This is a genomic window from Jatrophihabitans sp. YIM 134969, assembly GCF_054456675.1.
Genome location: NZ_JBTJEQ010000021.1, coordinates 16,345 through 39,764 on the forward strand (window position 1 = coordinate 16,345; position 23,420 = coordinate 39,764).

General features: G+C 73.5%; 26 protein-coding genes. 6 read left to right on the forward strand and 20 right to left on the reverse strand.

Going from position 1 to position 23,420, the window contains the following annotated elements; all coding sequences use genetic code 11:
- The first annotated feature begins 70 nt into the window (after positions 1–70).
- The 3 genes from ACXR2U_RS12665 to ACXR2U_RS12675 all read left to right on the forward strand — a co-directional run bounded on the left by ACXR2U_RS12665 (position 71) and on the right by ACXR2U_RS12675 (position 2,671).
- A complete protein-coding gene (locus ACXR2U_RS12665; RefSeq protein ID WP_458825404.1) occupies positions 71–718 on the forward strand; it encodes a hypothetical protein in 648 nt (215 codons plus the stop codon).
- A 10-nt stretch (positions 719–728) separates the two neighbouring features.
- Positions 729–1,718, forward strand: coding sequence for a quinone oxidoreductase family protein (locus ACXR2U_RS12670; RefSeq protein WP_458825405.1), 990 nt, complete (start codon positions 729–731; stop codon positions 1,716–1,718).
- Positions 1,719–1,795: 77 nt separating this feature from the next.
- Positions 1,796–2,671: a LolA-like protein gene (locus tag ACXR2U_RS12675; protein WP_458825406.1), complete on the forward strand. Its 876-nt coding sequence runs from the start codon at positions 1,796–1,798 to the stop codon at positions 2,669–2,671.
- A gap of 124 nt (positions 2,672–2,795) precedes the next feature.
- Here the strand turns inward: ACXR2U_RS12675 and trpA are convergent, their stop codons facing one another.
- The 11 genes from trpA to ACXR2U_RS12730 form a co-directional block, all read right to left on the reverse strand.
- Complete coding sequence (trpA, locus tag ACXR2U_RS12680) at positions 2,796–3,608, reverse strand: tryptophan synthase subunit alpha (RefSeq protein ID WP_458825407.1); 813 nt, start codon at positions 3,606–3,608, stop codon at positions 2,796–2,798.
- Positions 3,605–4,885 (reverse strand): tryptophan synthase subunit beta, encoded by a 1,281-nt coding sequence (gene trpB / locus ACXR2U_RS12685; RefSeq protein ID WP_458825408.1) that lies wholly within the window; start codon positions 4,883–4,885, stop codon positions 3,605–3,607. The genes trpA and trpB overlap by 4 nt, the downstream gene beginning before the upstream one ends.
- 87 nt (positions 4,886–4,972) lie before the next feature.
- Positions 4,973–5,779 (reverse strand): indole-3-glycerol phosphate synthase TrpC, encoded by an 807-nt coding sequence (gene trpC / locus ACXR2U_RS12690; protein ID WP_458825464.1) that lies wholly within the window; start codon positions 5,777–5,779, stop codon positions 4,973–4,975.
- A gap of 127 nt (positions 5,780–5,906) precedes the next feature.
- Entirely contained in the window at positions 5,907–7,370 is a 1,464-nt protein-coding gene (locus ACXR2U_RS12695) for a HAMP domain-containing sensor histidine kinase (protein ID WP_458825409.1), read from the reverse strand.
- A 5-nt stretch (positions 7,371–7,375) separates the two neighbouring features.
- A complete protein-coding gene (locus ACXR2U_RS12700; RefSeq protein WP_458825410.1) occupies positions 7,376–8,149 on the reverse strand; it encodes a response regulator transcription factor in 774 nt (257 codons plus the stop codon).
- A 41-nt stretch (positions 8,150–8,190) separates the two neighbouring features.
- Positions 8,191–8,886, reverse strand: a complete 696-nt coding sequence (locus ACXR2U_RS12705) for a Trp biosynthesis-associated membrane protein (RefSeq protein ID WP_458825411.1) — start codon at positions 8,884–8,886, stop codon at positions 8,191–8,193.
- A complete protein-coding gene (locus ACXR2U_RS12710) occupies positions 8,883–10,415 on the reverse strand; it encodes an anthranilate synthase component I (protein ID WP_458825412.1) in 1,533 nt (510 codons plus the stop codon). Before ACXR2U_RS12710 ends, ACXR2U_RS12705 begins: the two co-directional genes overlap by 4 nt.
- A complete protein-coding gene (gene hisI, locus ACXR2U_RS12715) occupies positions 10,412–10,777 on the reverse strand; it encodes a phosphoribosyl-AMP cyclohydrolase (RefSeq protein ID WP_458825413.1) in 366 nt (121 codons plus the stop codon). The genes ACXR2U_RS12710 and hisI overlap by 4 nt, the downstream gene beginning before the upstream one ends.
- A 39-nt stretch (positions 10,778–10,816) precedes the next feature.
- Entirely contained in the window at positions 10,817–12,400 is a 1,584-nt protein-coding gene (locus ACXR2U_RS12720; RefSeq protein WP_458825414.1) for a sensor histidine kinase, read from the reverse strand.
- A gap of 19 nt (positions 12,401–12,419) precedes the next feature.
- Complete coding sequence (locus tag ACXR2U_RS12725) at positions 12,420–13,148, reverse strand: response regulator transcription factor (protein ID WP_458825465.1); 729 nt, start codon at positions 13,146–13,148, stop codon at positions 12,420–12,422.
- A gap of 194 nt (positions 13,149–13,342) precedes the next feature.
- On the reverse strand, positions 13,343–13,948 hold the full coding sequence (locus ACXR2U_RS12730; protein ID WP_458825415.1) for a hypothetical protein: 606 nt from the start codon (positions 13,946–13,948) through the stop codon (positions 13,343–13,345).
- Between the two features lie 58 nt (positions 13,949–14,006).
- Between ACXR2U_RS12730 and ACXR2U_RS12735 the strand changes: the two genes are divergently transcribed.
- Positions 14,007–14,345, forward strand: coding sequence for an MGMT family protein (locus ACXR2U_RS12735; RefSeq protein WP_458825416.1), 339 nt, complete (start codon positions 14,007–14,009; stop codon positions 14,343–14,345).
- Between the two features lie 5 nt (positions 14,346–14,350).
- On the opposite strand, the gene hisF is transcribed toward ACXR2U_RS12735, so the two are convergent.
- The 3 genes from hisF to ACXR2U_RS12750 are packed head-to-tail and all read right to left on the reverse strand — an operon-like array spanning position 14,351 to position 16,585.
- On the reverse strand, positions 14,351–15,130 hold the full coding sequence (gene hisF / locus ACXR2U_RS12740) for an imidazole glycerol phosphate synthase subunit HisF (RefSeq protein WP_458825417.1): 780 nt from the start codon (positions 15,128–15,130) through the stop codon (positions 14,351–14,353).
- Positions 15,127–15,603, reverse strand: coding sequence for a GNAT family N-acetyltransferase (locus tag ACXR2U_RS12745; protein ID WP_458825418.1), 477 nt, complete (start codon positions 15,601–15,603; stop codon positions 15,127–15,129). Before ACXR2U_RS12745 ends, hisF begins: the two co-directional genes overlap by 4 nt.
- 1 nt (position 15,604) lies before the next feature.
- Positions 15,605–16,585 (reverse strand): zinc-binding metallopeptidase family protein, encoded by a 981-nt coding sequence (locus ACXR2U_RS12750; protein ID WP_458825419.1) that lies wholly within the window; start codon positions 16,583–16,585, stop codon positions 15,605–15,607.
- 102 nt (positions 16,586–16,687) lie between these two features.
- Between ACXR2U_RS12750 and ACXR2U_RS12755 the strand changes: the two genes are divergently transcribed.
- Positions 16,688–17,245, forward strand: a complete 558-nt coding sequence (locus ACXR2U_RS12755; protein WP_458825420.1) for a TIGR03086 family metal-binding protein — start codon at positions 16,688–16,690, stop codon at positions 17,243–17,245.
- Positions 17,246–17,251: 6 nt separating this feature from the next.
- On the opposite strand, the gene ACXR2U_RS12760 is transcribed toward ACXR2U_RS12755, so the two are convergent.
- The 6 genes from ACXR2U_RS12760 to hisD all read right to left on the reverse strand — a co-directional run bounded on the left by ACXR2U_RS12760 (position 17,252) and on the right by hisD (position 22,632).
- The gene (locus tag ACXR2U_RS12760) at positions 17,252–18,133 is read right to left on the reverse strand and encodes a 1,4-dihydroxy-2-naphthoate polyprenyltransferase (RefSeq protein WP_458825421.1); all 882 of its coding nucleotides are present in this window, start codon (positions 18,131–18,133) and stop codon (positions 17,252–17,254) included.
- The gene (gene priA, locus ACXR2U_RS12765) at positions 18,133–18,918 is read right to left on the reverse strand and encodes a bifunctional 1-(5-phosphoribosyl)-5-((5-phosphoribosylamino)methylideneamino)imidazole-4-carboxamide isomerase/phosphoribosylanthranilate isomerase PriA (RefSeq protein ID WP_458825422.1); all 786 of its coding nucleotides are present in this window, start codon (positions 18,916–18,918) and stop codon (positions 18,133–18,135) included. Before priA ends, ACXR2U_RS12760 begins: the two co-directional genes overlap by 1 nt.
- A 73-nt stretch (positions 18,919–18,991) precedes the next feature.
- A complete protein-coding gene (hisH, locus tag ACXR2U_RS12770; RefSeq protein WP_458825423.1) occupies positions 18,992–19,600 on the reverse strand; it encodes an imidazole glycerol phosphate synthase subunit HisH in 609 nt (202 codons plus the stop codon).
- A gap of 1 nt (position 19,601) precedes the next feature.
- Entirely contained in the window at positions 19,602–20,195 is a 594-nt protein-coding gene (gene hisB, locus ACXR2U_RS12775; protein ID WP_458825424.1) for an imidazoleglycerol-phosphate dehydratase HisB, read from the reverse strand.
- The gene (locus ACXR2U_RS12780; protein ID WP_458825425.1) at positions 20,192–21,292 is read right to left on the reverse strand and encodes a histidinol-phosphate transaminase; all 1,101 of its coding nucleotides are present in this window, start codon (positions 21,290–21,292) and stop codon (positions 20,192–20,194) included. The genes hisB and ACXR2U_RS12780 overlap by 4 nt, the downstream gene beginning before the upstream one ends.
- A complete protein-coding gene (gene hisD / locus ACXR2U_RS12785) occupies positions 21,292–22,632 on the reverse strand; it encodes a histidinol dehydrogenase (RefSeq protein ID WP_458825426.1) in 1,341 nt (446 codons plus the stop codon). Before hisD ends, ACXR2U_RS12780 begins: the two co-directional genes overlap by 1 nt.
- Positions 22,633–22,686: 54 nt before the next feature.
- On the opposite strand from hisD, the gene ACXR2U_RS12790 reads away from it, so the two are divergent.
- Positions 22,687–23,412, forward strand: coding sequence for an LON peptidase substrate-binding domain-containing protein (locus ACXR2U_RS12790; protein ID WP_458825427.1), 726 nt, complete (start codon positions 22,687–22,689; stop codon positions 23,410–23,412).
- The last annotated feature ends 8 nt before the right edge of the window (positions 23,413–23,420 follow it).

Here is a 23,420-nt window from a genome sequence, read left to right on the forward strand (position 1 = left end):
GGTCACGGTACTGCGCCCGTCCTGTGCCGGTCCCCGGGACGGGCGGCCACGCGCGGGTACACCGCGCGGCGTGCGACGTGTGCTGCTGGTGTTCTCCACCGTCCTCGTGTTCGTCCTCGCGGGGCTGCTGATCGCCCACGACGCGCTCTGGTCGGTCCTGCTGGGCATCGTCGTGGCCCTGGGCGGCTGCGTCGCTGCCGTCGGCCGGTCGACGGCGCGCCTCGGCGCGCTCCACGGGCTGGTCGGGGGCGTCGCCGTGACCCTCGGGACGGCTGCGGCGGGGTCGGAGCTGTGGCTGCAGACCGTCGGCCGCGAGGCGACCGTGACCGTGGCGTCCGTGCACCAGCACGACGGGGGCAAGGGCGTCGGGCTGGTGGACGAGGACACCCTGCGGCTCGACGACGGATCGGAGGTCGCCGGCCCGCTACGGGACGTCCGCCTCGGGCGGTACCACCCCGGCGACCGGGTCGACGTCCGGTACGACCCGGTCGGGCTGGTCCGGTTCCCGACGCTCGCCTCGGACCACCACCGGGACGGCGACGTGCTCGGCGGTGCGATCGCGGTCGCGGTCGGTCTCGTCCTGCTCGCGGCCGCCCGACCCCGGCGCCCCGACGACCAGCGCCGGCCCTCGTCGCCCTCGTCGTCCTCGTCGTCCTCGCCGTCCGGCGGATCGCCGCACCGACAACGGCGGGACGGGTCGGGCGCCGGGGCTCGGTAGCGTCGCCCGGGTGAGCAGCCGCGCCGTCCAGGTCAGCCGCACGGGCGGCCCCGAGGTCTTCGAGGTCGTCGAGGTCGAGCTGGGTGGGCCCGGCCCGGGTGAGCTCGCGGTCGACGTCACCGCGGCCGGGGTCAACTTCATCGAGGTGTACTTCCGGGAGGGTCGCTACCCCCGGCCGCTGCCGTACGTGCCCGGCGGTGAGGGCGCCGGGGTGGTGACGGCGCTGGGGTCCGACGTCCACGGGTTCGCGGTCGGCGACGTCGTGGCGTGGGCGGGCGGCAGCCGCGGCAGCTTCGCGGAGCGGACGCTGGTGGCGGCGGACCAGGCGGTACCGGTGCCCGCCGGGCTCGACCCGGCCCTGGCCGCCGCCGTGATGCTGCAGGGGATGACCGCCCACTACCTGGTCACCTCCACCTACCCGGTCGGGCCGGGCGACGTGGCCTTGGTCCACGCGGCGGCCGGCGGGGTGGGGCAACTGCTCGTCCAGATGCTGAAGACCCGCGGCGCCACGGTGGTCGCGACCGTGTCGACCGAGGCCAAGGCGGCGATCGCGCGCGACCGTGGGGCCGACTCCGTCCTGCTCTACGACCCGGTACCGGACGCCGCCGAGTTGGCCGGCCGGATCCGGACGGCGGGCGGGGGGCACGGCGTCGACGTCGCCTACGACGGGGTGGGCGCCGCCACGTTCGAGGCCACCCTCGCCGCGATGGCGCGGCGCGGCACCATCGCGCTGTTCGGCGCCAGCAGCGGCCCGGTGCCGCCGTTCGACCTGCAGCGCCTGAACCCGGCCGGGTCGCTGTTCGTCACCCGCCCCACGCTGGGCGACCACACCGCCACGCGGGAGGAACTGCTGTACCGCGCGGGCGATGTGCTGGACGCGGTCGCGGACGGCTCGCTCGACGTGCAGATCGGCGGCCGCTACGCCCTCGACGACGTCCCGCGCGCGTTCGAGGACCTCGAGGGTCGGACGACGACCGGCAAACTGCTCGTCGTCCCCTGAGCACCTCACACCGGTCCGTGACCGGTTCGTGACGCGTCCCGCGGTTGAGCAGGGCCGTCACCGGTGACCACAGGACCGTGACCTCACGTTTCCCACACGCCCGCCTGTTCACCGCCGGCGTCTCGGCCGTGCTCGCCTTCTGCGTCCTCGCCGGCTGCTCGGGTTCGACGTCCGGCTCGGGCGCCCCCGCCGGGGCGTCGACCGGTTCGGGATCCTCGGGCTCGGGTTCGGGCTCGTCGTCGGGTTCGGGTTCGTCCGGGTCGGGCCAGGCCCAGCCCGCCGGGTCGATCGAGGAACTCGCCGCCACCCTGGTCACGTCGACCTCGAAGGCCACGACCGTCCACCTGACCCTCTCGACCACGGGCGACGCCGCCGGTGACTCCGCCACCAACGGCGAGGGCGACGTCCGCACCGGCGCCGGCGGGAAGACCGAGGCGTTCTCCTTCGCCGTCGGGTCCGGCGGGTCGAACATCGAGCTCGTCTACATCGACGGGACCGGGTACGTGAAGCTGCCGGCGTCGGAGCAGTCCGACCCGTCGAAGCCGTGGGCGAAGGTCAGCGCCACCAGCTCGAACCCGCTGGTCAAGGCGATCGCGCAGTCGTTCGACCAGGTGCAGACCCAGACCTCGCTGACCCAGTACGCCACCCTCGTCAAGGGCGGGTCGAAGTTCGAGGCCACCGGTTCCGGCGACGTCGACGGCACCCCGGTGCAGGAGTACCGCTTCGAGATCGACCCGAAGGACCTGCCGAACGCGGCCGAACTGGGCGGTGTGGTCTCGCAGATCGACCCGGTGCCCACCACGATCTCGCTCGACGATCAGGGCCGCCCGGTGAAGGTCGTGCAGGACATCACGATCGCCGGCAAGACGCTCACCAACACCGTCACGTTCTCCGACTACGGCCAGGACGTCGACATCACCGCGCCGCCCGCCGCCCAGACCTCGACCGACTGAGCCCGAGGGTGTCGGCGGCGCCGACGGCGACCGGACGTCGACGCGGCCTTCGCGGGCTCCCGCTGCTGCGGCCCGGTCTGGTGCTCCTGCGAACCCACACCGCGCCGGTCGAGGCCGTGGCAGCTCAGCGGCGGCGGACGCCCTCGGCCAGTTCGGCGGCGAAGTCTCGGACCGCGGCGACGCCGCCGGGGCCGGGGTCGTCGAGCATGCGGCGCACGAAGGCGGAACCGACGATGACGCCGTCGGCGAAGCCCGCGACCTCCGCGGCCTGGTCGCCGTTCGAGACGCCGATGCCGACGCACACGTTGGTGTCGGGGGCGAGGCGGCGGACCCGGGCGACGAGGTCGCCCGCGGCACTGCCGATCGTGGCGCGGGTGCCGGTGACGCCCATGGTCGAGGCGGCGTAGACGAACCCGCGCGACGCCGCGGCGGTGGAGACCACACGGGCGTCGGTCGACGACGGCGCCACGAGGAACACCCGGTCCAGGCCGGTCTGCTCCGAGGCGGCGATCCAGTCAGCCGCTTCGTCGGGGATCAAGTCGGGCGTGATGACACCGGAACCCCCGGCGCCGGCGAGGTCCTCGGCGAACCGTTGCACACCGTAACGATCAACCGGGTTCCAGTAGGACATCACGAGGGCGACGGCACCGGCGTCGGCGACCGCCCGCGCGACGGTGAGCGTGTCACCCAACGACGTGCCGTTCTGCACGGCCACTTCGGCCGCCTGCTGCACGGTCGGGCCGTCCATCACCGGGTCGCTGTACGGCACGCCGATCTCGATGACGTCGCAGCCGCCCTCGACCATCGCCACCATGGCGGCGACCGAGGTGTCGAGGTCGGGGTAACCGGTCGGCAGGTAGCCGATGAGGGCGGCACGGTTCTCGGCCTTCGCGGCGTCGATGGCCGCGGCGACGGAGCGCGGCTGGGTGACGGTCATGACGACGGCGCGGCTTTGGCCGCCTCGAGGTGTTCCTGACCGCCCTGGGTCTCCCGCAGGTTGCCGACGTTGTCGGCGTCGGCGTCGAGCAGGTCGAACCAGCGGGCGGCGGTGTCGACGTCCTTGTCGCCGCGGCCGGACAGGTTGACCAGCAGGACGGCCTCGGGGCCGAGTTCGCGGCCGAGGGTCATCGCACCGGACAACGCGTGGGCGGTCTCGATCGCCGGGATGATGCCCTCGGTGCGGCACAGCACCCGGAAGGCCTCCATGGCCTCGGTGTCGGTCACCGACCGGTACTCGGCCCGGCCGATGTCGTGCAGGTACGAGTGTTCCGGGCCGACGCCGGGGTAGTCGAGACCGGCGGAGATGGAGTGGGACTCGACGGTCTGGCCGTGGGAGTCCTGCAGGAGGTACGAGCGTGCACCGTGCAACACTCCGGGCGTCCCGCCGGTGATGGTCGAGGCGTGACGCCCGGTGTCGACACCGTCGCCGCCCGCCTCGAGACCGACGAGCCGCACGCCGTCGTCGGGCACGAACGCGGTGAAGATGCCGATGGCGTTGGACCCACCGCCGACACACGCCAGCACGGCGTCAGGCAGGCGGCCGATGCGTTCGAGGACCTGCTCGCGCGCCTCGTCACCGATGATGCGCTGGTACTCGCGGACCATCAGCGGGAACGGGTGGGGGCCCGCCACGGTGCCGAAGACGTAGTTGGTGGTCTCGACGTTGGTGACCCAGTCGCGCATGGCCTCGTTGATGGCGTCCTTCAAGGTGCGCGACCCGGTGGTCACGGGCACGACCTCGGCGCCGAGCAACCTCATGCGGGCGACGTTGAGCGCCTGCCGGCGGGTGTCCTCCTCGCCCATGTAGACCGTGCAGTCCAGGCCGAACAACGCCGCGGCGGTCGCGGTGGCCACGCCGTGCTGGCCCGCGCCCGTCTCGGCGATCACCCGCTTCTTGCCGATCTTCTGGGTCAGCAGGGCCTGCCCCAGCACGTTGTTGATCTTGTGCGAGCCGGTGTGGTTGAGGTCCTCGCGCTTGAGCAGGACGGTCGCCCCGCCGCAGTGCTCGGAGAACCGCGCCGCGGTGGTCAGCGGCGAGGGCCGGCCGGTGTAGTCGCGGTGCAGGCGGGCCAACTCGGCGCGGAACGCGGGGTCCGCCTGCGTGGCGTGGAAGGCCTCGGTGAGTTCGTCGATCGCTGCGACGAGGGCCTCGGGGACGAAACGACCGCCGTAGGGGCCGAAGTGGCCGGTGGCGTCGGGAACGGTGGCTGTCATGACGCCTCCATCATGACCCTTCGGGTCCAGGCCGTTTCCACCGAGCCCGTGCGCTGGTGCGCAACGCGCGGGGCCCGGCGGGCACGCCTACCGCCGTTGCGAACGCGGGGTGGCCGGGTGCGAGCCGGCGGTGACCAGGTCGGCGACGGCCGCGCGGGGGTCATCGGCGGTGACCAGGCCGGAGCCGACGAGCACGGCGTCGGCGCCGGCCGACGCACACTCGATGAGGTCGAGCGGGCCGCGGACGCCGGACTCGGCCACGACGACGACGTCGCCGGGCAGGCCCGACACGATGCGGGCGAACGTGCCACGGTCGACGTGCAGGGTCCGCAGGTTGCGGTTGTTGATGCCGATGAGGGTGGCGCCGGCGTCGAGCGCGCGCGTGGCCTCCTCCTCGTCGTGCACCTCGACCAGGGCGGTCATACCGAGGGACTCGATGCGTTCGCGCAGCCCGACCAGCACGTTCTGCTCGAGGGCCGCCACGATCAGCAGGACGAGGTCGGCGCCGTGCGCCCGGGCCTCGTGCACCTGGTAGCTGCTGACGATGAAGTCCTTGCGCAGCAGGGGAAGGTCGACGGTGCGGCGGACGCTGTCGAAGTCCTCGAGGGACCCGCCGAAGTGGGCGCGCTCGGTGAGCACGCTGACCGCGGACGCGCCGCCGTCCTCGTACAGCCGCGCGAGGGCGGCGGGATCGGCGATGTCGGCGAGCGACCCGGCCGAGGGGCTGCGGCGCTTGACCTCGGCGATGACCGAGACTCCCGGGGCGCGGAACGCGGTGAGGGCGTCACGCGCGGGTGGGGCGGCGGCGGCGCGGTCACGCATGACCTCGAGCGGGACGGCCGCTTCCCGGGCCGCGAGATCCACCCGGACACCGGCGATGATGTCGGCGAGCACGTCGTGCACGACTGCTGTCGCCTCCCACGGTTTCCAGGCGGACGGTCACGGCGACATCGGATCGCCTCCGGACGTGCTGACTGTAACCGTGGCCCGACCACGGCCCCGACGCGGGTCGGAGGGCCGTTCAGGGAGCGACGGCGACCGGCGTGACCGCCGCGGGGGTCTGCCGCGTGAGCAGCGGCAACCACACCGTGAACGACGCCCCGCCCTCCGGCGCCCGGCCGGCGGTGACCTGTCCCCCGAGTCGCGTCACCAGGCCGTGCACGATCGCGAGTCCGAGGCCCGTGCCGACCGGTCGCACGCCGCGGTAACGCTCGTACAGCGCGCCCCGGTCGAACGCCACGGCGAGGTCGTCGTCGGACAGGCCCGGGCCGCCGTCGCGCACCGACACCTCGACCCCGGGCACCCCGGCGCGGCCGTCCGGCCGGATGGCGATGACCATGGGCCGTCCCGCGGGGGTCATGCGCAAGGCGTTCTCGCACAGGCCGTCGATGACCTGTCGGATGCGGCCCGGATCGGTGCGGACGCGGTACGACATCCCCGGCGGCGGTGGGTCGTTCTCCACCGAGAACACCACCCCGACGCTCTCGCACCGGTCGCTCCAGACCACGCCCGCGCGGCGGACCAGGTCGGCGAGGTCGACCTCGGTGAGGTCGATGCGGAACGTGTGGGCGTCCAGGCGCGCGAGGTCGAGCAGGTCCCTCACCAACCGGGCCAGGCGGTGCGACTCGTCGAGCATCACCTGTCCGACGACCGGGACGCCGTCGCCTTCGACCACGCCGTCGGCGAGGGACTCGGCGTAGCCGGTGATCGCGGTGAGCGGGGTGCGCAGATCGTGCGAGACCGAGAGCAGGAACTCGCGCTGCCGGGCCTCGGAACTGGCGAGTGAGCGGGACAGCGCGTTGATGGCCGCGCCGACCTCGGCGACCTCGCGGGGACCCTCGGGGCGGACGTCGACGTCGCGGTGCCCGTCCGCCAGCCGCAGCGCCCCGCGGGCCGTGCGTTGCAGCGGCCGCGCCAGACGCAGCGCGTAGAACAGCGACAGTGCGATGCCGAACCCCAGCGCGACGGCCAGGGCGACGAGGAGCAGGTTGATGGCGTCGTTGACCGGCCGCAGCGCGTCGGAGCGCCGTTGCACCAGCACGAGCGCGCCGTCCCGGGTGGGGCGGGCCTCGACGAACACGTCCTCGCCGTCGACCGTGCGCCGGTCGGACAGCGACATCCCGCCGAGCAGGCGGGTCACCTCGTCGTCGGTGACGGCGTCACGGGCGAGCTGCGCACCTCCACCGCGTTCGTGGCCCGCGACGTCGATGCTCGCGTACGCGATCCGCAGCGCACTCAGCGCCGACAGCGCGTTCTCCTGACCGAGGGCGGGCGACGAGCCGCTGTTGGCCGTGGCCTGGGCGGCGTCGGCGAGCGAAGCGAGCGAGCGGTCGGCCACGGCGTCGCTCTGGCGGCGGATGAGTCCGACGGCGAGGGTGCCCGCGACGAGCAGGCTCACCACGGACACCGCGATGCCGAGCACGGTCATGCGCGCGGCGAGTGTGCGCGGGCGCCGCACCACGGGAGAGGCGGTCGCGCTGCTCACGCCGCTCAGGTCGTGGAACCGACGGTGACGTCACCGTCGTCCGGGGCGCGCTCGTCGCCGCGGTCCTCGGCGGCGTACCCGACACCGCGCACGGTGCGCACCGGGCTGGCGTCGCCGAGCTTGCTCCGCAGCTGCGCGACGTGGACGTCGACGGTGCGGGTGCCGGCCGTCGGCGCGTAGCCCCAGACCTCGGACAGCAGCTGCTCGCGGGTGTGGACCCGGCCGGGCTTCTTCATGAGGTACGACAGCAGGTCGAACTCGGTCGCGGTGAGCGCGACCTCCTTGCCGGCGGCGTAGACCCGGTGGCCGTCGAGGTCGACCCGGACCTGGCCGACCTCGAGGGTCGAGCTGCTGGGCACGCCCTGGGTGCGGCGCAGCACGGACGCCACCCGGGCGACCATCTCCCGCGGGGAGAACGGCTTGGTGACGTAGTCGTCGGCGCCGAGCTCGAGCCCGACGATCCGGTCGACCTCCTCGTCACGCGCGGTCATGAACAGCACCGGGGTCCAGTCGTCGTCGGCGCGCAGGCGTCGGCAGATCTCGACGCCGTCCATGCCGGGCAGGGCGATGTCGAGGATGACGGCCGCGGGCCGCAGCCGCTTGATGGCGGCGTACCCGGCGTCGCCGTCGCTCTCGTGCTGCACGCCGTACCCGGCGCGGACGAGGTACATGGACACGACGTCGGCGATCGACTTCTCGTCCTCGACGATGAGCACCATGCCGCGGGCGGCGCCGGTGCTGCCCGGACCGGAGGTCGACGAGGTCTGCGTGCTGGTCATGCGGCCGAATCTAGCGCCCCGTGGGCTCGATCGGCGCGAGTTCACATGGAGGTCGTGGGTGGCGGCGCGAACCGGCCGCTCGCTGCGTCAGAGCCGTGTTCGTGCCCGTTCGGTGGCGGGTCAGCCTCGTCGACGGTGGGATCCTCGCCGTGGTCCAGCGCGGACCACAGCGTCGTGTCGCGGGGACGCTCGGCCGCCACCGGCGCCTCGTAGCGGGGGCCGAGGCCCCCGGCCGTGGTGGCGCGGCCCCGGGAGCGGTCCGGCAGCACGAACAGCACGCCCGCGACGACCGCGAGCACCGCCGCGACCGCGGTGAGCACCGGCCACAGCGCGTGGGCGACCACGGCCACCGTGCCGTCGTCGATCGGCACCACCGCGGTGGCCGAGGTCCGGTCCGCGACCGCCTCGGCCGCGAGGGTGCGGGCGTGGGCGTCCGAGGGCGCGCCGGTGGCCAGCAGGGCCGCGACCGCCGTGCCGACACCGGCGGCGGTCACCAGGACGCCGACGACGCGCCGCGCCACCCCGCGGGTGGCGAGCGCGGCGACGGCCCCGGCGAGGGTCACGAGCGCGAGGCCGAAGGCGGCGGGCGCGACGGTGCGACCGGACAGGCCGACCGCGACGTCGGCGAACGGCGGTTGGCGGTCGATGCGGACCTGCTGCCAGGTCAGCGACAGCAGGATCAGCACGACCGCGCTGCCGACGACGTCGAGCCCGACCGCGGCCGCGACGCGTCTCACGCGCGCGGATCCGTCTCGACCGGGCGCATCGTCTCGGCGGTGGCGATGGCCTGCAGCACGGCCCGCGCCTTGTTGCGGGTCTCCTGCGCCTCGAGCGCCGGGACGCTGTCGGCGACGATGCCGGCGCTGGCCTGGACGTAGGCGACGCCGTCGCGCAGCACCGCGGTGCGGATCGCGATGGCGAGGTCCATGTCGCCGCCCGCGCCGAAGTAGCCGACCGCGCCGCCGTAGACCCCCCGCCGGACGGGTTCGAGTTCGTCGATGAGCTGCATGGCCCGGACCTTCGGGGCCCCGGTGACCGTGCCGTGCGGGAACGCCGACACGAACACGTCGTAGGCGTCCTTGCCCTCGGCGACGTCGCCGCTGACGGTGGACACGATGTGCCACACGTGGCTGTAGCGCTCCACCGCGCCGAACTGCGTGACACGCACCGTGCCGGGGGTGCAGACCCGGCCGAGGTCGTTGCGGGCGAGGTCGACGAGCATCACGTGCTCGGCGCGTTCCTTCGGGTCGTTGACCAGCTCGGTCACCATGGCTTCGTCCTCGGCCGCCGTGGCGCCGCGGCGGCGGGTGCCCGCGAGCGGGTGGATCGTCGCCTCTCCCTCCCGCACGGTCACCAACGCCTCGGGGCTGGAGCCGACGATGTCGAGGCCCGGCAGGCGCAGGAAGTACAGGTAGGGCGACGGATTCAGGGTCCGGAGGACCCGGTAGACGTCGAACGGGTCGGCGTCGGTGGCGGTCTCGAAGCGTTGGCCGGGCAGGATCTGGAACACCTCACCGGCCCGGATGGCCTCGATGGCCCGCTCCACCGTGCGCTCGTACTCCCCCGCCGGCGTGCGGGACGTCGCCTCCTTCGGCGGCACCTGACTCAAGGTGGCGGGCGCCGCGGGCAACGGCCGCGCGAGGTCGGCCGTCATCCGGTCGAGGCGGTCGACGGCGTCGTCGTAGGCGGCGTCCGGATCGGTGCCCGGTGCAACGATCGCGTTGGCGACCAGGACCACGCGGCACTCGTAGGAGTCGACGGCGGCGATGTCGGTCGTGAGCAGCATGGTCAGCTCGGGCAGGCCGAGGTCGTCGACCGCTGCATCCGGCAACGGTTCCAGCCGGCGTACGACGTCGTAGCCCAGGTAGCCGACCAGCCCACCCGTGAACGGCGGCAGCGAGTCGTCGTGGTCGGTGCGCAGGAAGCGCCAGGTGGCGGCGAGGGCCTCGAGCGGGTCGCCGTCGACCGGCACGCCCGGCGGTGGCGTCCCGCGCCACACGGCGTTCTCGCCGTCGGAGGTCAACGCCGCCTGCGCCCGCACGCCGACGAACGACCAGCGCGAGAACGAGCGACCGGGCTCGGCCGACTCCAGCAGGAAGGTGTCGGGGCGACCGGCGGCGAGCTTGCGGTAGACGCCGATCGGGGTCTCGGTGTCGGCGACCAGCGTGCGGGTCACCGGCACCATGCCGCCCGTCGCGGCCAGGCGCGCGAAGCCGGCGCGGTCGGGACGGACCTGGGTCTCGCGGTCGAGGTCGAGGGCGGTCACGGTGCGCTCACCTCGAGCGCGCCGTCGTCGAAGCAGGTGCGGGTGCCGGTGTGGCAGGCCGGGCCGGTCTGGTCGACCCGGACCAGCAGGGTGTCGCCGTCGCAGTCCAGTGCCACGCTCACGACGCGCTGCACGTGCCCGGACGTCTCGCCCTTCACCCAGTACTCCTCGCGCGACCGCGACCAGAAGGTCCCGCGGCCGGTGGTGAGCGTGCGGTGCAGCGCCTCGTCGTCCATCCAGCCGAGCATGAGCACCTCGCCGGTGTCGTACTGCTGGACCACGGCGGGGACCAGGCCGGCGGCGTCGCGCTTGAGGCGCGTGGCGACAGCCGGGTCGAGCTGGGAGACGGGGACGGCACTCACGGCGCCCATTGTGCCGTCCGCGCCCACTCCGATCCGGGGTCAGTCCACGGGGACGGCGGCGGGCAGGACGATCGTCACGGTGCTGCCGGTCTCCGGGGTGCTGTCGAACCGCACCACGCCCTGGTGCTGCTCGACGATGGTCGCGACGATGGACATGCCGAGCCCCGACCCGCCGCGGGCGCGGGTGCGGGCCTTGTCGGCGCGCCAGAAGCGGTCGAAGACGTGGGCCGCCTGGTCAGGTTCCAGGCCGGGCCCCGAGTCCGCGACCTCGATGACGACCTGTTCACCGTCGGCGTGGGCCCGGACCAGGATCGGTCCCCCGGGTGCGGTGTGGACCGCGGCGTTGGTGACCAGGTTGCGCACGGCACGCAGCAGTTGGTCGCGGTCTCCGAGCACCGCCAGGTCCGCGGGGACCTCGGCGTCGACCGGTCGGTCGGGGTAGGCCGCGCGGGCGCTCTCGACGACGTCGCCGACCATCTCGGCGACGTCGACCCGGTCGCGGGCCGGTGTCGAGCCGTGGTCGCTGCGGGCGAGCAGCAGCAGGTCGTCGACCAGTTTCGACATCCGGGTGCCCTCGGACTCGATCCGGTCGAGGGCGTCGTCCTCGGCGGCGGTCGCGGGGTCCAGGCCCGCCTGCAGCGCCGACTGGCGTCGTTGCATGCGCGACAGTTCGGCGAAGCCGCGGATGGACGTCAGGGGCGTGCGCAGTTCGTGGGAGGCGTCGGCGAGGAACTCGCGCATGCGGTCCTCGCTGCGCACCCGCGCGGCGAACTGCGCCTCGACCGCCCCGAGCAGCGTGTTCACCGAGGTGGCGAGCTGCCCGACCTCGGTGTCGGTGTTGGGTTCGATCGGCACGCGCCGCTCGAGGCCGCCACCGGTCGGCGAGAGCTCGGCCGTCACCTCCTGCGCGGTGCTGGTGACCCGCCGCAGCGGCCGCAGACCGAACGTCACCCCGAAGTAGCTGGCCAGCAGCGCGACGGCGATCGCACCCGCCCCGATGCTGATCTCCAGGGTGAGCAACCGGCCGAGCGTGCGATCGACCTCGCGGGTCGAGAGGCCGGTGACGACGTAGATCCCGGGCTGGATGCGGGCCGGGGCTGCAAAGACCTCGAGGCGTACACCGTCGCCGGTGGTGAGAGCGACCGGGCCGTCGCTCCGGATGACCTTCGCGGCCTGGGCGCCGGTGATGCTCATGATCTTCAGGCTCGGGTTCTCACTGCTGGCCTTGATGACCTGGCTCTGCGAGGGGTCGTACAACGCGACCCACTCGACGAGTGGGGACTGCAGACGGGCCTCGTCCTCGGACTGCGCGGCCTCGTACCCGAACTGGCACCCGGTGGCCTGCTGACAGTTGAAGCTGTTGCCGTTGCTCCCGGCCAAGCCGGTGACCTGCGTGCGCAGCTGGTCGTAGAGGAACGCTTTCAGCAGGAAGAACGTCGACGCGCCGATCGCGAGCACCAGGACCGTCACCAGCACGACGACCCCGCTCACCAACCGGCTGATCAGTGAGCGTGGGCCGACGCGGACGAAGAGCGGCTCGCGGGGCGGCCGCTGCTGCAGCTCCTCGACGCCGCCGTCGCCGGCAGGACCGGGCTGGGCGGACGGCTGGACGGTGAGGGTCACGGCAGGTGGTGGGCGCGGATCAGTGCCGCGGGGCCTTGATGACGTAGCCCGCGCCGCGGACGGTGTGGATGAGCTTGGGCTCGACCGAGTCGACCTTCTTGCGCAGGTACCCGATGTAGAGCTCGACGATGTTGCTCTGGCCCTGGAAGTCGTACTTCCAGACGCGGTCGAGGATCTGGGCCTTGCTCAGCACGACCCGCTCGTTGCGCATGAGGTAGCGCAGCAGCTCGAACTCGGTGGCGGTGAGGTGCACCTCGACACCCGCGCGGGTGACCTCGTGGCTGTTCTCGTCGAGCTCGAGGTCCGCGACGGTGAGCACGCCCTCGCGCGCCTCGTCGGGCTGGGCGCGGCGCAGGACGGCGTGGATGCGGGCGAGCAGTTCCTCGACGCTGAACGGCTTCACGACGTAGTCGTCGGCGCCGGCCCGCAGCCCGCCGATGCGGTCGGCGGAGGCGTCACGCGCGGTGAGGAAGATGACCGGCACCTGCGAGCCCGCGGCGCGGAGGTTGTGCAGGACCCCCAGGCCGTCCAGGCCCGGCATCATGACGTCGAGGACGATGAGGTCGGGGTCGTGCTCGGCGACCGCGGCGAGCGCGGCGTGGCCGTTGTCGGCGGTGACGGTCTCGAAGCCGTCGAACCGCAGCGCCGAGCTCACCAGGTGGGTGACGTTGTCCTCGTCGTCGACCACGAGCACACGGCGCTTGGTCGGGTTCTGCTGGCCGCTCGCGACCGGTGCGTCACTGGTCATGGTCATCGTCGCTCCCTGTCCGAGGCCCGCGGGGTCCGCCGGGTCCCGGTCACGGCCGGGGCGACGGACGGCTGAGCCTCTGCTGTGCCGATCCTGTGCCCCCACGATGCGGGCCGTGGCCAGGCCCCGGGTTTGATTCAACTGTGCGCAACCTGTGAGGGCGCTTGCGGCAAGGCCGCGGTGTGCGGAACCGGTCAGCTGGAGGCGCGGTCGAGGGTGTGCGCGGCGAACCAGCGTCGCGACACCGGCGTCAGGGCGAGTCCGATCGCGACCACGGACAGGACCAGCACGGCGATCGTCACCGACCGGCCGCCGTGGGCGTCGTCGGACAGCAGGTAGGCGCAGGTGCCGACGACCACGACCTGGGCGCCGACGAACACCGGCAGCCCGCGCCCGCCCGCGGCCCGGGCGACGATGACGAGCATGACGATCGCGAGCACCGCCGCGACGACCCCCGCGATCCCCTCCCCGGTCCAACTCGACGTGATGTCCGGCGAGACCCCGGGCTCCAGGAAGTACCGCGAGACGAACAGGACGGCGTAGACCCCGAGCAGCGGTGCCGCGACGACCCCGAGGGCCACGGCACCGACCACCGGACCGGGTGTCGTGGTCAGGTCGACGCTGCCGAGGTCGACCGGCTCGGCGTGGCGCTCCCGCCGCCACCGGCGGCTCGGACGGCTCTGCTCGTCCTCGTCGGTCGCGGCGTCGGTGTCGTCGGTGAGCAGCGCCGCCCGTCGGGCCTCCTCGGCCTCCACGTCCTCGGGGACCCGGAACTCACCGTCCGTCGTCTCACGCGCCACGGCAGGGATGGTGCCACGGCGTTCGGGCCGCCGCCCGCCGGCCGCCTACCGTGTCGGCGTGCCCCGCGCCGTCCGTCCGGACCCGATGCCGCCGCACGCACGGCCTTGGCCGGCCGACCACGTCCCGACGCCGTTCCAGCGCGAGGTGGTCGAGACGGTCGCGGCGCTCGAGCGCGGCGAGGTCGTGACGTACGCCGAGATCGCCCTCGAACTGGGTCGGCCGCGCGCCGCCCAGGCGGTCGCGAACGTGCTGCGGTGCGCACCGGGGTTGCCGTGGTGGCGGGTGGTGCCGTCGGACGGCCGGGTCTACGGCTCGCACGCCCCGGTCCAGGTCCCCCTGCTCGAGGCCGAGGGGCACCGGGTCGACGAGCACCGGCGGGTGCACCCCGCGGCCTAGGTCGTTCAGGCGGTGCGGACCACGACTCCCTCGGCGGCGAGGGCGGTCTTGACCTCGCCGACGGTGAGGGTGCCGAAGTGGAAGACGCTGGCCGCGAGGACGGCGTCGGCGCCGGCGTGCACGGCCGGCGCGAAGTCGGCCAGCTTGCCCGCGCCGCCGCTGGCGATGACCGGCACCGACACCGCGGCCCGGACGAGGGAGACGAGCGGCAGGTCGAAGCCGTCCCGGGTGCCGTCGGCGTCCATGGAGTTGAGCAGGATCTCGCCGGCGCCGAGGTCGGCGGCGCGGGCGGCCCACTCGGCGGCGTCGATGCCGGTGCCCTGCCGGCCGCCGTGCGTGGTGACCTCGAACCCCGACGGCGTGGGCGGGTCGCCGGGTCGCACCCGGCGGGCGTCGACCGAGAGCACCAGCACCTGCCGACCGAACCGGTGCGCGATCTGCGCGACGAGTTCCGGCCGGGCGATGGCCGCGGTGTTGACCCCGACCTTGTCGGCGCCGGCGCGCAGGAGCGCGTCGACGTCGTCGACCGTGCGGACCCCACCCCCGACGGTCAGCGGGATGAACACCTGCTCGGCGGTGCGGCGGACGACGTCGAACGTCGTCGCGCGGCCGGCCGACGACGCGGTGACGTCGAGGAAGGTGAGCTCGTCGGCGCCCTGCTCGTCGTAGCGGCGGGCGAGTTCCACCGGGTCACCGGCGTCGCGCAGACCCGCGAAGTTGACGCCCTTGACCACCCGGCCGGCGTCGACGTCGAGGCACGGGATGACCCGGACGGCGAGGCTCACGCGTCCATCGTCCCGGACCACCCGGACGGCCGTTCGAGCAACGTCCGGTCCGGACGCTCGAAACCGGAGCGGGCGTAGAGCTCGTGGGCGTCGGCGGTGTGCAGCAGCCAGCGGAAGTTCGCGCCGGGGCCGTCGTCGACCATGTGCCGTACGAGGGCCGCGCCGAGTCCGCGGCCGCGGTGCGAGCCGAGGACGTAGACGTCGGCGAGGTAGGCGTTGCGCACGGTGTCCGACCACGCCCGGCAGAACCCGATCTGGTCGGCGGCGTCGTCGTCGGTGTAGACGCCCACGACCCGCCAGGCGTTCGCGATCTGCGCCTCGAGGTCCTCCAGGGTGCGGTCGCGGCCCCAGTAGGCCTCGGCCTTCAGGAACTGCCAGACGGCGTCGAGGTCGACGAGTGTGGGGTCGTCGGACACCACGAACCCGCCGGGCAGCACCCGCGAGCGGACACCGTCCGCGTCGGGTTCGACCACCTCAGACCGCCGTGCCGGACGTGACGACCTCGGCGACGAACCGCACCTTGGTGAGCACCGGCGCCGACAGCACGAACGGGTAGGCGTCCTCCTGGCCCAGGCTGCGGTTGACGGCGTTGAGCGCGTAGGACAACGGCAGCCAGGTCGAGATCAGCGCGTCGAACGCGAGCGGCCGGTCGATCGGGTACGACGACAGCGAGGCGAGGTTGTTCACCAGGGGCTGCGTCACCGGCCCGGCGATGGTCACCTGCCAGGTCGCCGCCGTCTGCACGGTGTCGGTGATGAGCAGGTAGTGCGCGAAGCACTCGGCCCAGTCCTCCCACGGGTGCGAGGCCGCGTACCGCGACAGGAACTGGCCGCGCCACGCACCGTCGTCGGGCTTGGCGTAGTGGACCTCGAGGGCGTGGGCGTAGTCCTCGCGGTCGTCGCCGAACAGGCGGCGCGAGGGTGCGAGGAAGTCGGTGCCGTCGACCAGCACCTGCCAGTAGTAGTGGCCGATCTCGTGCCGGAGGTGGCCGAGCATCGTGCGGTACGCCTCGCCCAGCCCGATGCGCACGGACTCGCGGTGGACGTCGTCGCCCTCGGCCATGTCGACGGTGATGACGCCGTCGGCGTGGCCGGTCGTGACGCTCTCCTCGCGGCTGGAGAGCAGGTCGAACACGACGTCGCCGGTGGGCAGGTGCAGGTCGTCGAGTTGGTAGAAGAGCCGGCGTTTGGCCGTCTCGGTCAGCGCCCAGGCCGCGACCCCGGCGATGTCGGCGTCGTTCGGGCGCACCCGGGTGGTCGCGCACGCCTCGCACAGGCCGCCGGCCGACGCCCAGTTGCAGCCGATCTGCTCGCGATTGGTGCACACAGCAGCGTTCGCGGCGCGCTCCATCCGGCGCAGCGGGCGGTCGTAGACGACCTCGGTGTGGCAGGACAGGCAGCTGAGGTCCTCGAACGACAGGAGGGCGTTGTCGACGGGACACACGAAGGGGCGCACCTGTCCATGCTGCCCGCCGCCCACCCGGGCCACGCCACCGGGCGGCTCGGGATGGTTCGAGCGAAGTGGAACAACGCACCGGGCGGGGGCGTTGCCGCAGCCATGGCGTCTGAACTGGAGCTCTACCGGCAGGTGGTCGACCACTTCGCGAAACTCGTGGGGACCGTGGCCCCCGACCAGTGGACCGCCGACACCCCCGACGAGGGGTGGACGGTCGCCGACCTGGTCGGACACGTGATCGAGCGCGACCGGATGCTCGCGGCCACCGTCGGCGGACCGACGCCCGACGAACTCGACGTCGTCGACGAACCCAGCCGACTGCCCGACGCCTGGGCCGAGCGGATCTCCTGGTGGGAGGAGCGCCTGGCCGACCCCGGCACGGCCGCCCGCACCTGGCAGACGCCGTTCGGGACCATGACGTTCGCCGCGGCCGCCTCGGCCTTCACCGTCGCCGAGGTGACCGTCCACGCCTGGGACCTCGCCCGCGCGATCGGCGCCGACGAGACCCTCCCGCCGGAGGCCGTTGCCGCGGCGTCGGAGCAGCTGCACTCGACCGAGAACACCCTGCGGCGTCCGGGGGTCATGGCTCCGGCCGTCGAGGTCCCCGACGACGCCGACCCCCAGACCCGGTTGCTGGCCTTCACCGGGCGCCGGCCGTAGGGAGGTTCAGAGCGCGGTGAGGCCCACGCCCAAGCCGAGCAGCACCGCGTAAGCGAGCGTGAGCTGGCCGGTGTGCTGGAGGGTCGGGATGAGCTCGGGCCCGCGCTTGCCGGTCACGACCGGGCGCAGCGCGACTGGGAGCAGCGGCAGGGCGAGCAGGGCCAGCAGCGGCCAGAACGAGGAGAGCCCCAGCGCCACGAACACGGCCCAGGCGAACGGCACCACGACCAGGACCGCGTACAGCAGCCGGGCGTGTCGTTGCCCGAGGCGGACGGCCAGCGTGCGCTTGCCGACCACCGAGTCACCCGGGATGTCACGGACGTTGTTGGCCACCAGCAACGCGCACGCCAGCATGCCGACCGGAACCGCCACGGCCACGGCCAGGGCGGTGATGCGGTCGACCTGCACGAACGCGGTGCCGACGACGGCGACGAGCCCGAAGAACACGAACACCGCGACCTCGCCCAGCGCGCGGTAGCCGTAGGGCTTCGAGGTGCCGGTGTACGCCCACGCGGCCGCGATGGCGACGACTCCGACGGCCACCAACCACCAGCTCGACAGCGCGGCGAGCGCGAGACCGGCGACTCCCGCGACGAGGAAGCTCAGCAACGCCGCGGCCAGCACCGCGCGCGGTGGCGCGGCGCCGGAACCGACCAGGCGTTGCGGGCCGACGCGGTCGGCGTCGGTGCCGCGGACGCCGTCGGAGTAGTCGTTGGCGTAGTTGACGCCGACCTGCAGGGCGAGGGCGACGACGAGGGCGAGCAGCGCCGGCCCGGCCTCGGCGGACGACGCGGCGGCCGCGACGCCGGTGCCGGCCGCGACCGGCGCGAGCGCCATGAACAGGGTGCGGGGGCGGGCGCCGTTCACCCACTCGGCGGTGGTGGCCATCAGAACGAGCCGAACCCGCCGCCGGACCCCGGTGCGTCCGGCACCGCCGCCACGGCGGCGAGGGCCTCGGGGAGCGTGAACGCGCCGGCGTAGAGCGCCTTGCCGACGATCGCGCCCTCGACGCGTCGCGCCGCCCCCGACGGCTCGAACAGGCGCACCGCGGCGATCTCGCGCAGGTCCTCGAGCGAGGACACCCCGCCGCTGGCGACCACCGCGGCCCTCGTGCGCTGCAACATCTGCTCGAGCAGCTCGAGGTTGGGGCCGGTGAGCGTGCCGTCGCGGCGGACGTCGGTGACGACGTACCGGGTGCAGCCGTCGGCGTCGAGGCGTTCGACCGCCTCCCACAGGTCACCGGCGTCGCGGGTCCAGCCGCGCGCGGCGAGGGTGGTGCCGCGGACGTCGAGCCCGACGGCCACCCGGTCGCCGTGCTCGGCGATCGCCTTGCGCACCCAGTCCGGCTGCTCCAGCGCGGCGGTGCCCACGTTGACCCGCGTGCAGCCGGTCGACAGTGCACGCTGCAACGATGCGTCGTCGCGGATGCCGCCGGACAGCTCGACCTTCACGTCCAACGCGCCGACGACCTCGGCGAGGAGTTCGGCGTTGCTCCCGCGACCGAACGCGGCGTCGAGGTCGACGAGGTGGATCCACTCCGCCCCGCCCTCCTGCCAGGCCAACGCGGCCGCCAGCGGCTCGCCGTAGGTGGTCTCGCTCCCGGCTTCGCCCTGGACGAGGCGGACGGCCTGACCGTCGGCGACGTCGACGGCCGGCAGCAGCTCCAACGTCACGACGACCCCTCACGACCGGATTTCGTGTACTCCTGCAGCGTCACGACGCAAGAAGACACAGAATTTGCCTCTGTCACAGACTCTTCACCCAGTTCTCCAGCAGGTGCGCACCGGCGTCGCCGGACTTCTCGGGGTGGAACTGGGTCGCGGCGAGCACCCCGGACTCGACCGCGCTGACGAACGTCTCGCCGTAGGTGGTGGTCGTGACGATCTCGGCGGCCGCGGTGTGGGCGGCGTAGGAGTGCACGAAGTAGAAACGGGTCTCAGCGGGCAGACCGTCGAACAGCACCGAACCGTTGCCCGCTGCAACGGTGTTCCAGCCCATGTGCGGTACCACCGGCGCGGCGAGCGGGGTGACCGACCCACCGACGGCACCGAGGCCGGCGGTCTGTTCACCGTGCTCGACACCGGAGTCGAACAGCACCTGCATGCCGACACAGATGCCCAGCACCGGCGCACCCGCGCCCAGCCGTTCGGCCAGCACCGCCCGGGCGTCGACGGCCTCGAGCCCCGCCATGCAGGCGGCGTACGCGCCGACACCGGGGATGACCAGACCGTCGGCGGCCACCGCGGCGGCCCGGTCGGCGGTGACCGTGACCTCGGCCCCGGCGCGCTCCAGGGCGCGGTGGGCGGAACGGATGTTGCCGGAGCCGTAGTCGAGGACGACCACGCGACTGCTCAACTCAGAGCACGCCCTTCGTGGACGGGACGCCCGTGACGCGCGGGTCGAGTTCGGCCGCGGCGCGCAACGCCCGCGCCAGCGCCTTGTACTGGGCCTCGGTGACGTGGTGCCAGTCGCGGCCGCTGTGCACGACGATGTGCGCCGCGATCTGCGCGTGGAACACGAAGGACTCGAAGACGTGGCGGGTCAGGGTGGTCGCGTAGTCCGGACCGATGGTCGGCGGCGCGCCGTCGGGCTCGCGGTGCACGCAGTAGGGACGGCCCGAGAGGTCGACCGCCGCCTGCACCAGCACCTCGTCCATCGGGATGAGGGCGTCGCCGAAGCGGCGGATGCCGGACTTGTCGCCGAGGGCCTCGCGGAACGCCTGGCCGAGCGCGATCGCGGCGTCCTCGACGGTGTGGTGCGCGTCGATGTGCAGGTCACCGTCGACCTGCACGGTGAGGTCGAACAGCCCGTGCTTGCCGAAGGAGGTCAGCATGTGGTCGTAGAAGCCGACCCCGGTGCGGATGTCGGTGCGACCCGTGCCGTCGAGGTCGATCTCGACCAGCACCTTGGTCTCGCCCGTCACACGGTCGACGCGGCCGGTCCTGCTCATGGGGACTCCAGAACTGCGGTCAGGGCCGCGCGGAACGCGGCCATCTCCTCGGGCGTGCCGACCGACACCCGCAGCCAGCCGTCGGGTCCAGTCTCCCGGATCAGCACGCCCCGCGCGAGCAACGCCTCCCACACCGCGTGCCGGTCGTCGAAGGTCCCGAACAGCACGAAGTTGGCGTCGGAGTCCGCGGCGCGCAGGCCCCGCCCGCGCAGCCACACGACCAGGTCGTCGCGTTCACGGCGCAGGTCGTCGACCCGCGCCAGCAGTTCCGGTGCATGCTGCAACGCTGTCGACGCCGTGACCTGCGTGACGGTGGACAGGTGGTACGGCAGGCGCACGATCCGCACCGCGTCGACGAGTTCGGCCGATGCCGCGAGGTACCCGACCCGCCCACCGGCCAGCGCGAACGCCTTGCTCATCGTGCGGGTCACGACCAGCCGCTCGAACCGGGGCAGCAACGACAGCGCGCTCGGGGTGCCCGCCCGCCGGAACTCGGCGTAGGCCTCGTCGACGATCACGATCCCCGGCGCCGCCTCGCACACGGCCTCGACGTGCGCCAGCGGCAGCGCCGTGCCGGTCGGGTTGTTCGGCGAGGTGAGGAACACGACCGAGGGCCGCTCGGCCTCGATGAGGGCCAAGGCCGACGGCAGGTCGAGGGTCCAGTCCTCGGCCCGGCGCCCGGACACCCACCGGGTGGCGGTGTTGCGCGCGTACTCCGGATACATCGAGTAGGTCGGCGCGAAGCTCAACGCCGTGCGGCCGGGACCACCGAACGCCTGCAGCAGTTGCTGCATGATCTCGTTGGACCCGTTGGCCGCCCACACCTCTGCCGCCGTCAGGCCCTGTCCGCCGTCGCCGTCGAGGTAGCGGGCGAGTCCGGCCCGCAGCGCCGCAGCCTCACGGTCGGGGTAGCGGTTGAGCCCGCCCGCGGCGGCCGCGACGCCGGCCGCGAGGTCCGCGACCATCGCCGCGGACGGCGGGTAGGGGTTCTCATTGGTGTTGAGGACGACCTCGACGTCCAGCTGCGGAGCGCCGTACGGGACCTCGCCGCGCAGTTCCTCCCGCAGCGGCAGCGCCGCGCCGGCAGAGCGGTCCACTAGCCCCTCCGGGCGAGGCGGACCGCGACCGCCGCACCGTGCGAGGGCAGGTCCTCGGCCTCGGCCAGCGCGATGACGTGCGGGCCGACCTCGGCCAGCGCGGCGGCGTCGTAGTCGACGACGTGGATGCCGCGCAGGAACGTCTGCACCGACAACCCTGACGCGAACCGGGCCGAGCCTCCGGTGGGCAGCACGTGGTTCGACCCTGCGCAGTAGTCACCGAGCGAGACCGGGGCGTGGTCGCCGACGAAGATGGCGCCGCCGTTGCGCACCTGCGCGGCGACCGCGGGAGCGTCGGCCGTCATGACCTCGAGGTGTTCGGCCGCGTAGGCGTCGACCACCGCCAGACCCTGCTCGAGGTCGCGCACGAGGATCGTCGCCGACTGCGAGCCGGACAACGCCTCCCGGACACGGTCCAGGTGCTTGGTGGCGGCGAACTGCCGGGCCAGTTCGACGTCGACGGCGTCGGCGAGCTCGACCGAGTCGGTGACCAGCACCGACGCCGCGACGACGTCGTGCTCGGCCTGGCTGATGAGGTCGGCGGCGACGTACTCGGGGTCGGCCGTCGCGTCGGCGAGGATCGCGATCTCGGTGGGCCCGGCCTCGGAGTCGACGCCGATGAGTCCGCGCAGCGCGCGCTTGGCGGCGGTGACGTAGACGTTGCCGGGGCCGGTGACCAGGTCGACCGGCTCGAGGTCGAGGTCCTCGTCGCCGTACGCGAACAGGGCGACGGCCTGGGCGCCGCCGATGGCCCACACCTCCTCGACCCCCAGCAGTTCGCAGGCGGCGAGGATGGTCGGGTGCACGGCGCCGCCGAACTCGCGCTGGGGCGGTGAGGCGACGACCAGCGACCCGACGCCCGCGACCTGCGCCGGGACCACGTTCATGACGACGCTGCTCGGGTAGACCGCCCGCCCGCCGGGAACGTAGAGGCCGACGCGTCCGACCGGGCGCCAGGTCTCGGCGACGGTGCCGCCGGGGGCCACCTCGGTGGTGACGTCGACACGCCGCTGGTCCTCGTGGACGGTCCGGGCGCGGGCGATCGACTCCTCGAGCGCGGCCCGCACGGCCGGGTCCAGACCGGCCAGGGCCTCGGTCAGCGCCGCGCGCGGCACCCGCGGGTCGGGGACGTCGACACCGTCCCACTCCAGCGTGTAGCTGCGGGCGCCGGCGTACCCGCGGTCCGCGACGGCGGAGACGACCGGGGCGACGGCCGACGCAGCCGCGGTGACGTCCTGCTCCGCACGGGGCAGCACCCGACGCAGGTGCGCGGACGACGACCGGTTGCCGGTGAGGTCGAGGCGGCGCAGGCCGGAGGTGTCGGACGCAGGGGTTGCCACGGGACCCCATCGTAGTGAGGGCGCCCCCGCGGAATCGTGGCTACCGTGGGCCCCGTGGACAGCGCGGTGCCGCCCGGCGGCCCCACCCGGAGCCGGGTCGACCGGCTCGCCCTGTTCCCACTGCCCGGCCCGCTGTTCCCCGGCACGCCGCTTCCCCTGCACGTGTTCGAGCCCCGCTACCGCCAGTTGGTCGCCGACGTCGAGGCGGCCGAGCCGATCCACCAGCACTTCGGCGTCGTGAGCATCTGCTCGCCCGCCGGCATGACCCCGGCCGCCACGACCGACGACCTGCGCACGATCGGCACCTCGGCCCGCGTGCTGGACGTCCGTCCGCTCGCCGACGGCCGGTACGACCTCACCACGATCGGCTCGCGGCGGTTCCGGCTGCTGCGCCTGGTCGACGACGGCGCCCACCCCTACCTGGTCGGCGAGATCGAGTGGATCGACCGGCCGCTGCGCGAGGAGGAGGACGTCCCCGAGCCGCTCGTGACCAACGTGACCGAGGCGTTCGACCGGTACGTCTCGACCGTCGCCGCGCTGCAGGACCTCACCCTCGAGGACCTCGACCTGCCCAGCTCGGGCGAGTCGTTGTCGTGGACCGTCGCCACCGTGGCGCTGTTCAGCGGCGACGAGCGCCACGACCTGCTCGCGACCGTCTCCGCCCGCGAGCGGCTGCTGCTCGAGCTCGGCATGCTCCGCCGCGAGATCGCCCTCATGCGCGCCACGCGCACCCTGCCCGCGAGTGACGGCATGCTCGCCGTCGAGCACAGCGACAGCTGAGACCGGAG

Excerpts from the sequence above, each read along its gene's own strand:
- trpA (WP_458825407.1), bottom strand. The coding sequence starts at position 3,608 with ATGACCGTCACCCAGCCGCGCTCCGTCGCCGCGGCCATCGACGCCGCG.
- trpB (WP_458825408.1), bottom strand. The coding sequence starts at position 4,885 with ATGACAGCCACCGTTCCCGACGCCACCGGCCACTTCGGCCCCTACGGC.
- ACXR2U_RS12700 (WP_458825410.1), bottom strand. The coding sequence starts at position 8,149 with ATGACCAGCACGCAGACCTCGTCGACCTCCGGTCCGGGCAGCACCGGC.
- ACXR2U_RS12725 (WP_458825465.1), bottom strand. The coding sequence starts at position 13,148 with ATGACCAGTGACGCACCGGTCGCGAGCGGCCAGCAGAACCCGACCAAG.
- ACXR2U_RS12755 (WP_458825420.1), top strand. The coding sequence starts at position 16,688 with ATGGCGTCTGAACTGGAGCTCTACCGGCAGGTGGTCGACCACTTCGCG.
- ACXR2U_RS12760 (WP_458825421.1), bottom strand. The coding sequence starts at position 18,133 with ATGGCCACCACCGCCGAGTGGGTGAACGGCGCCCGCCCCCGCACCCTG.
- hisB (WP_458825424.1), bottom strand. The coding sequence starts at position 20,195 with ATGAGCAGGACCGGCCGCGTCGACCGTGTGACGGGCGAGACCAAGGTG.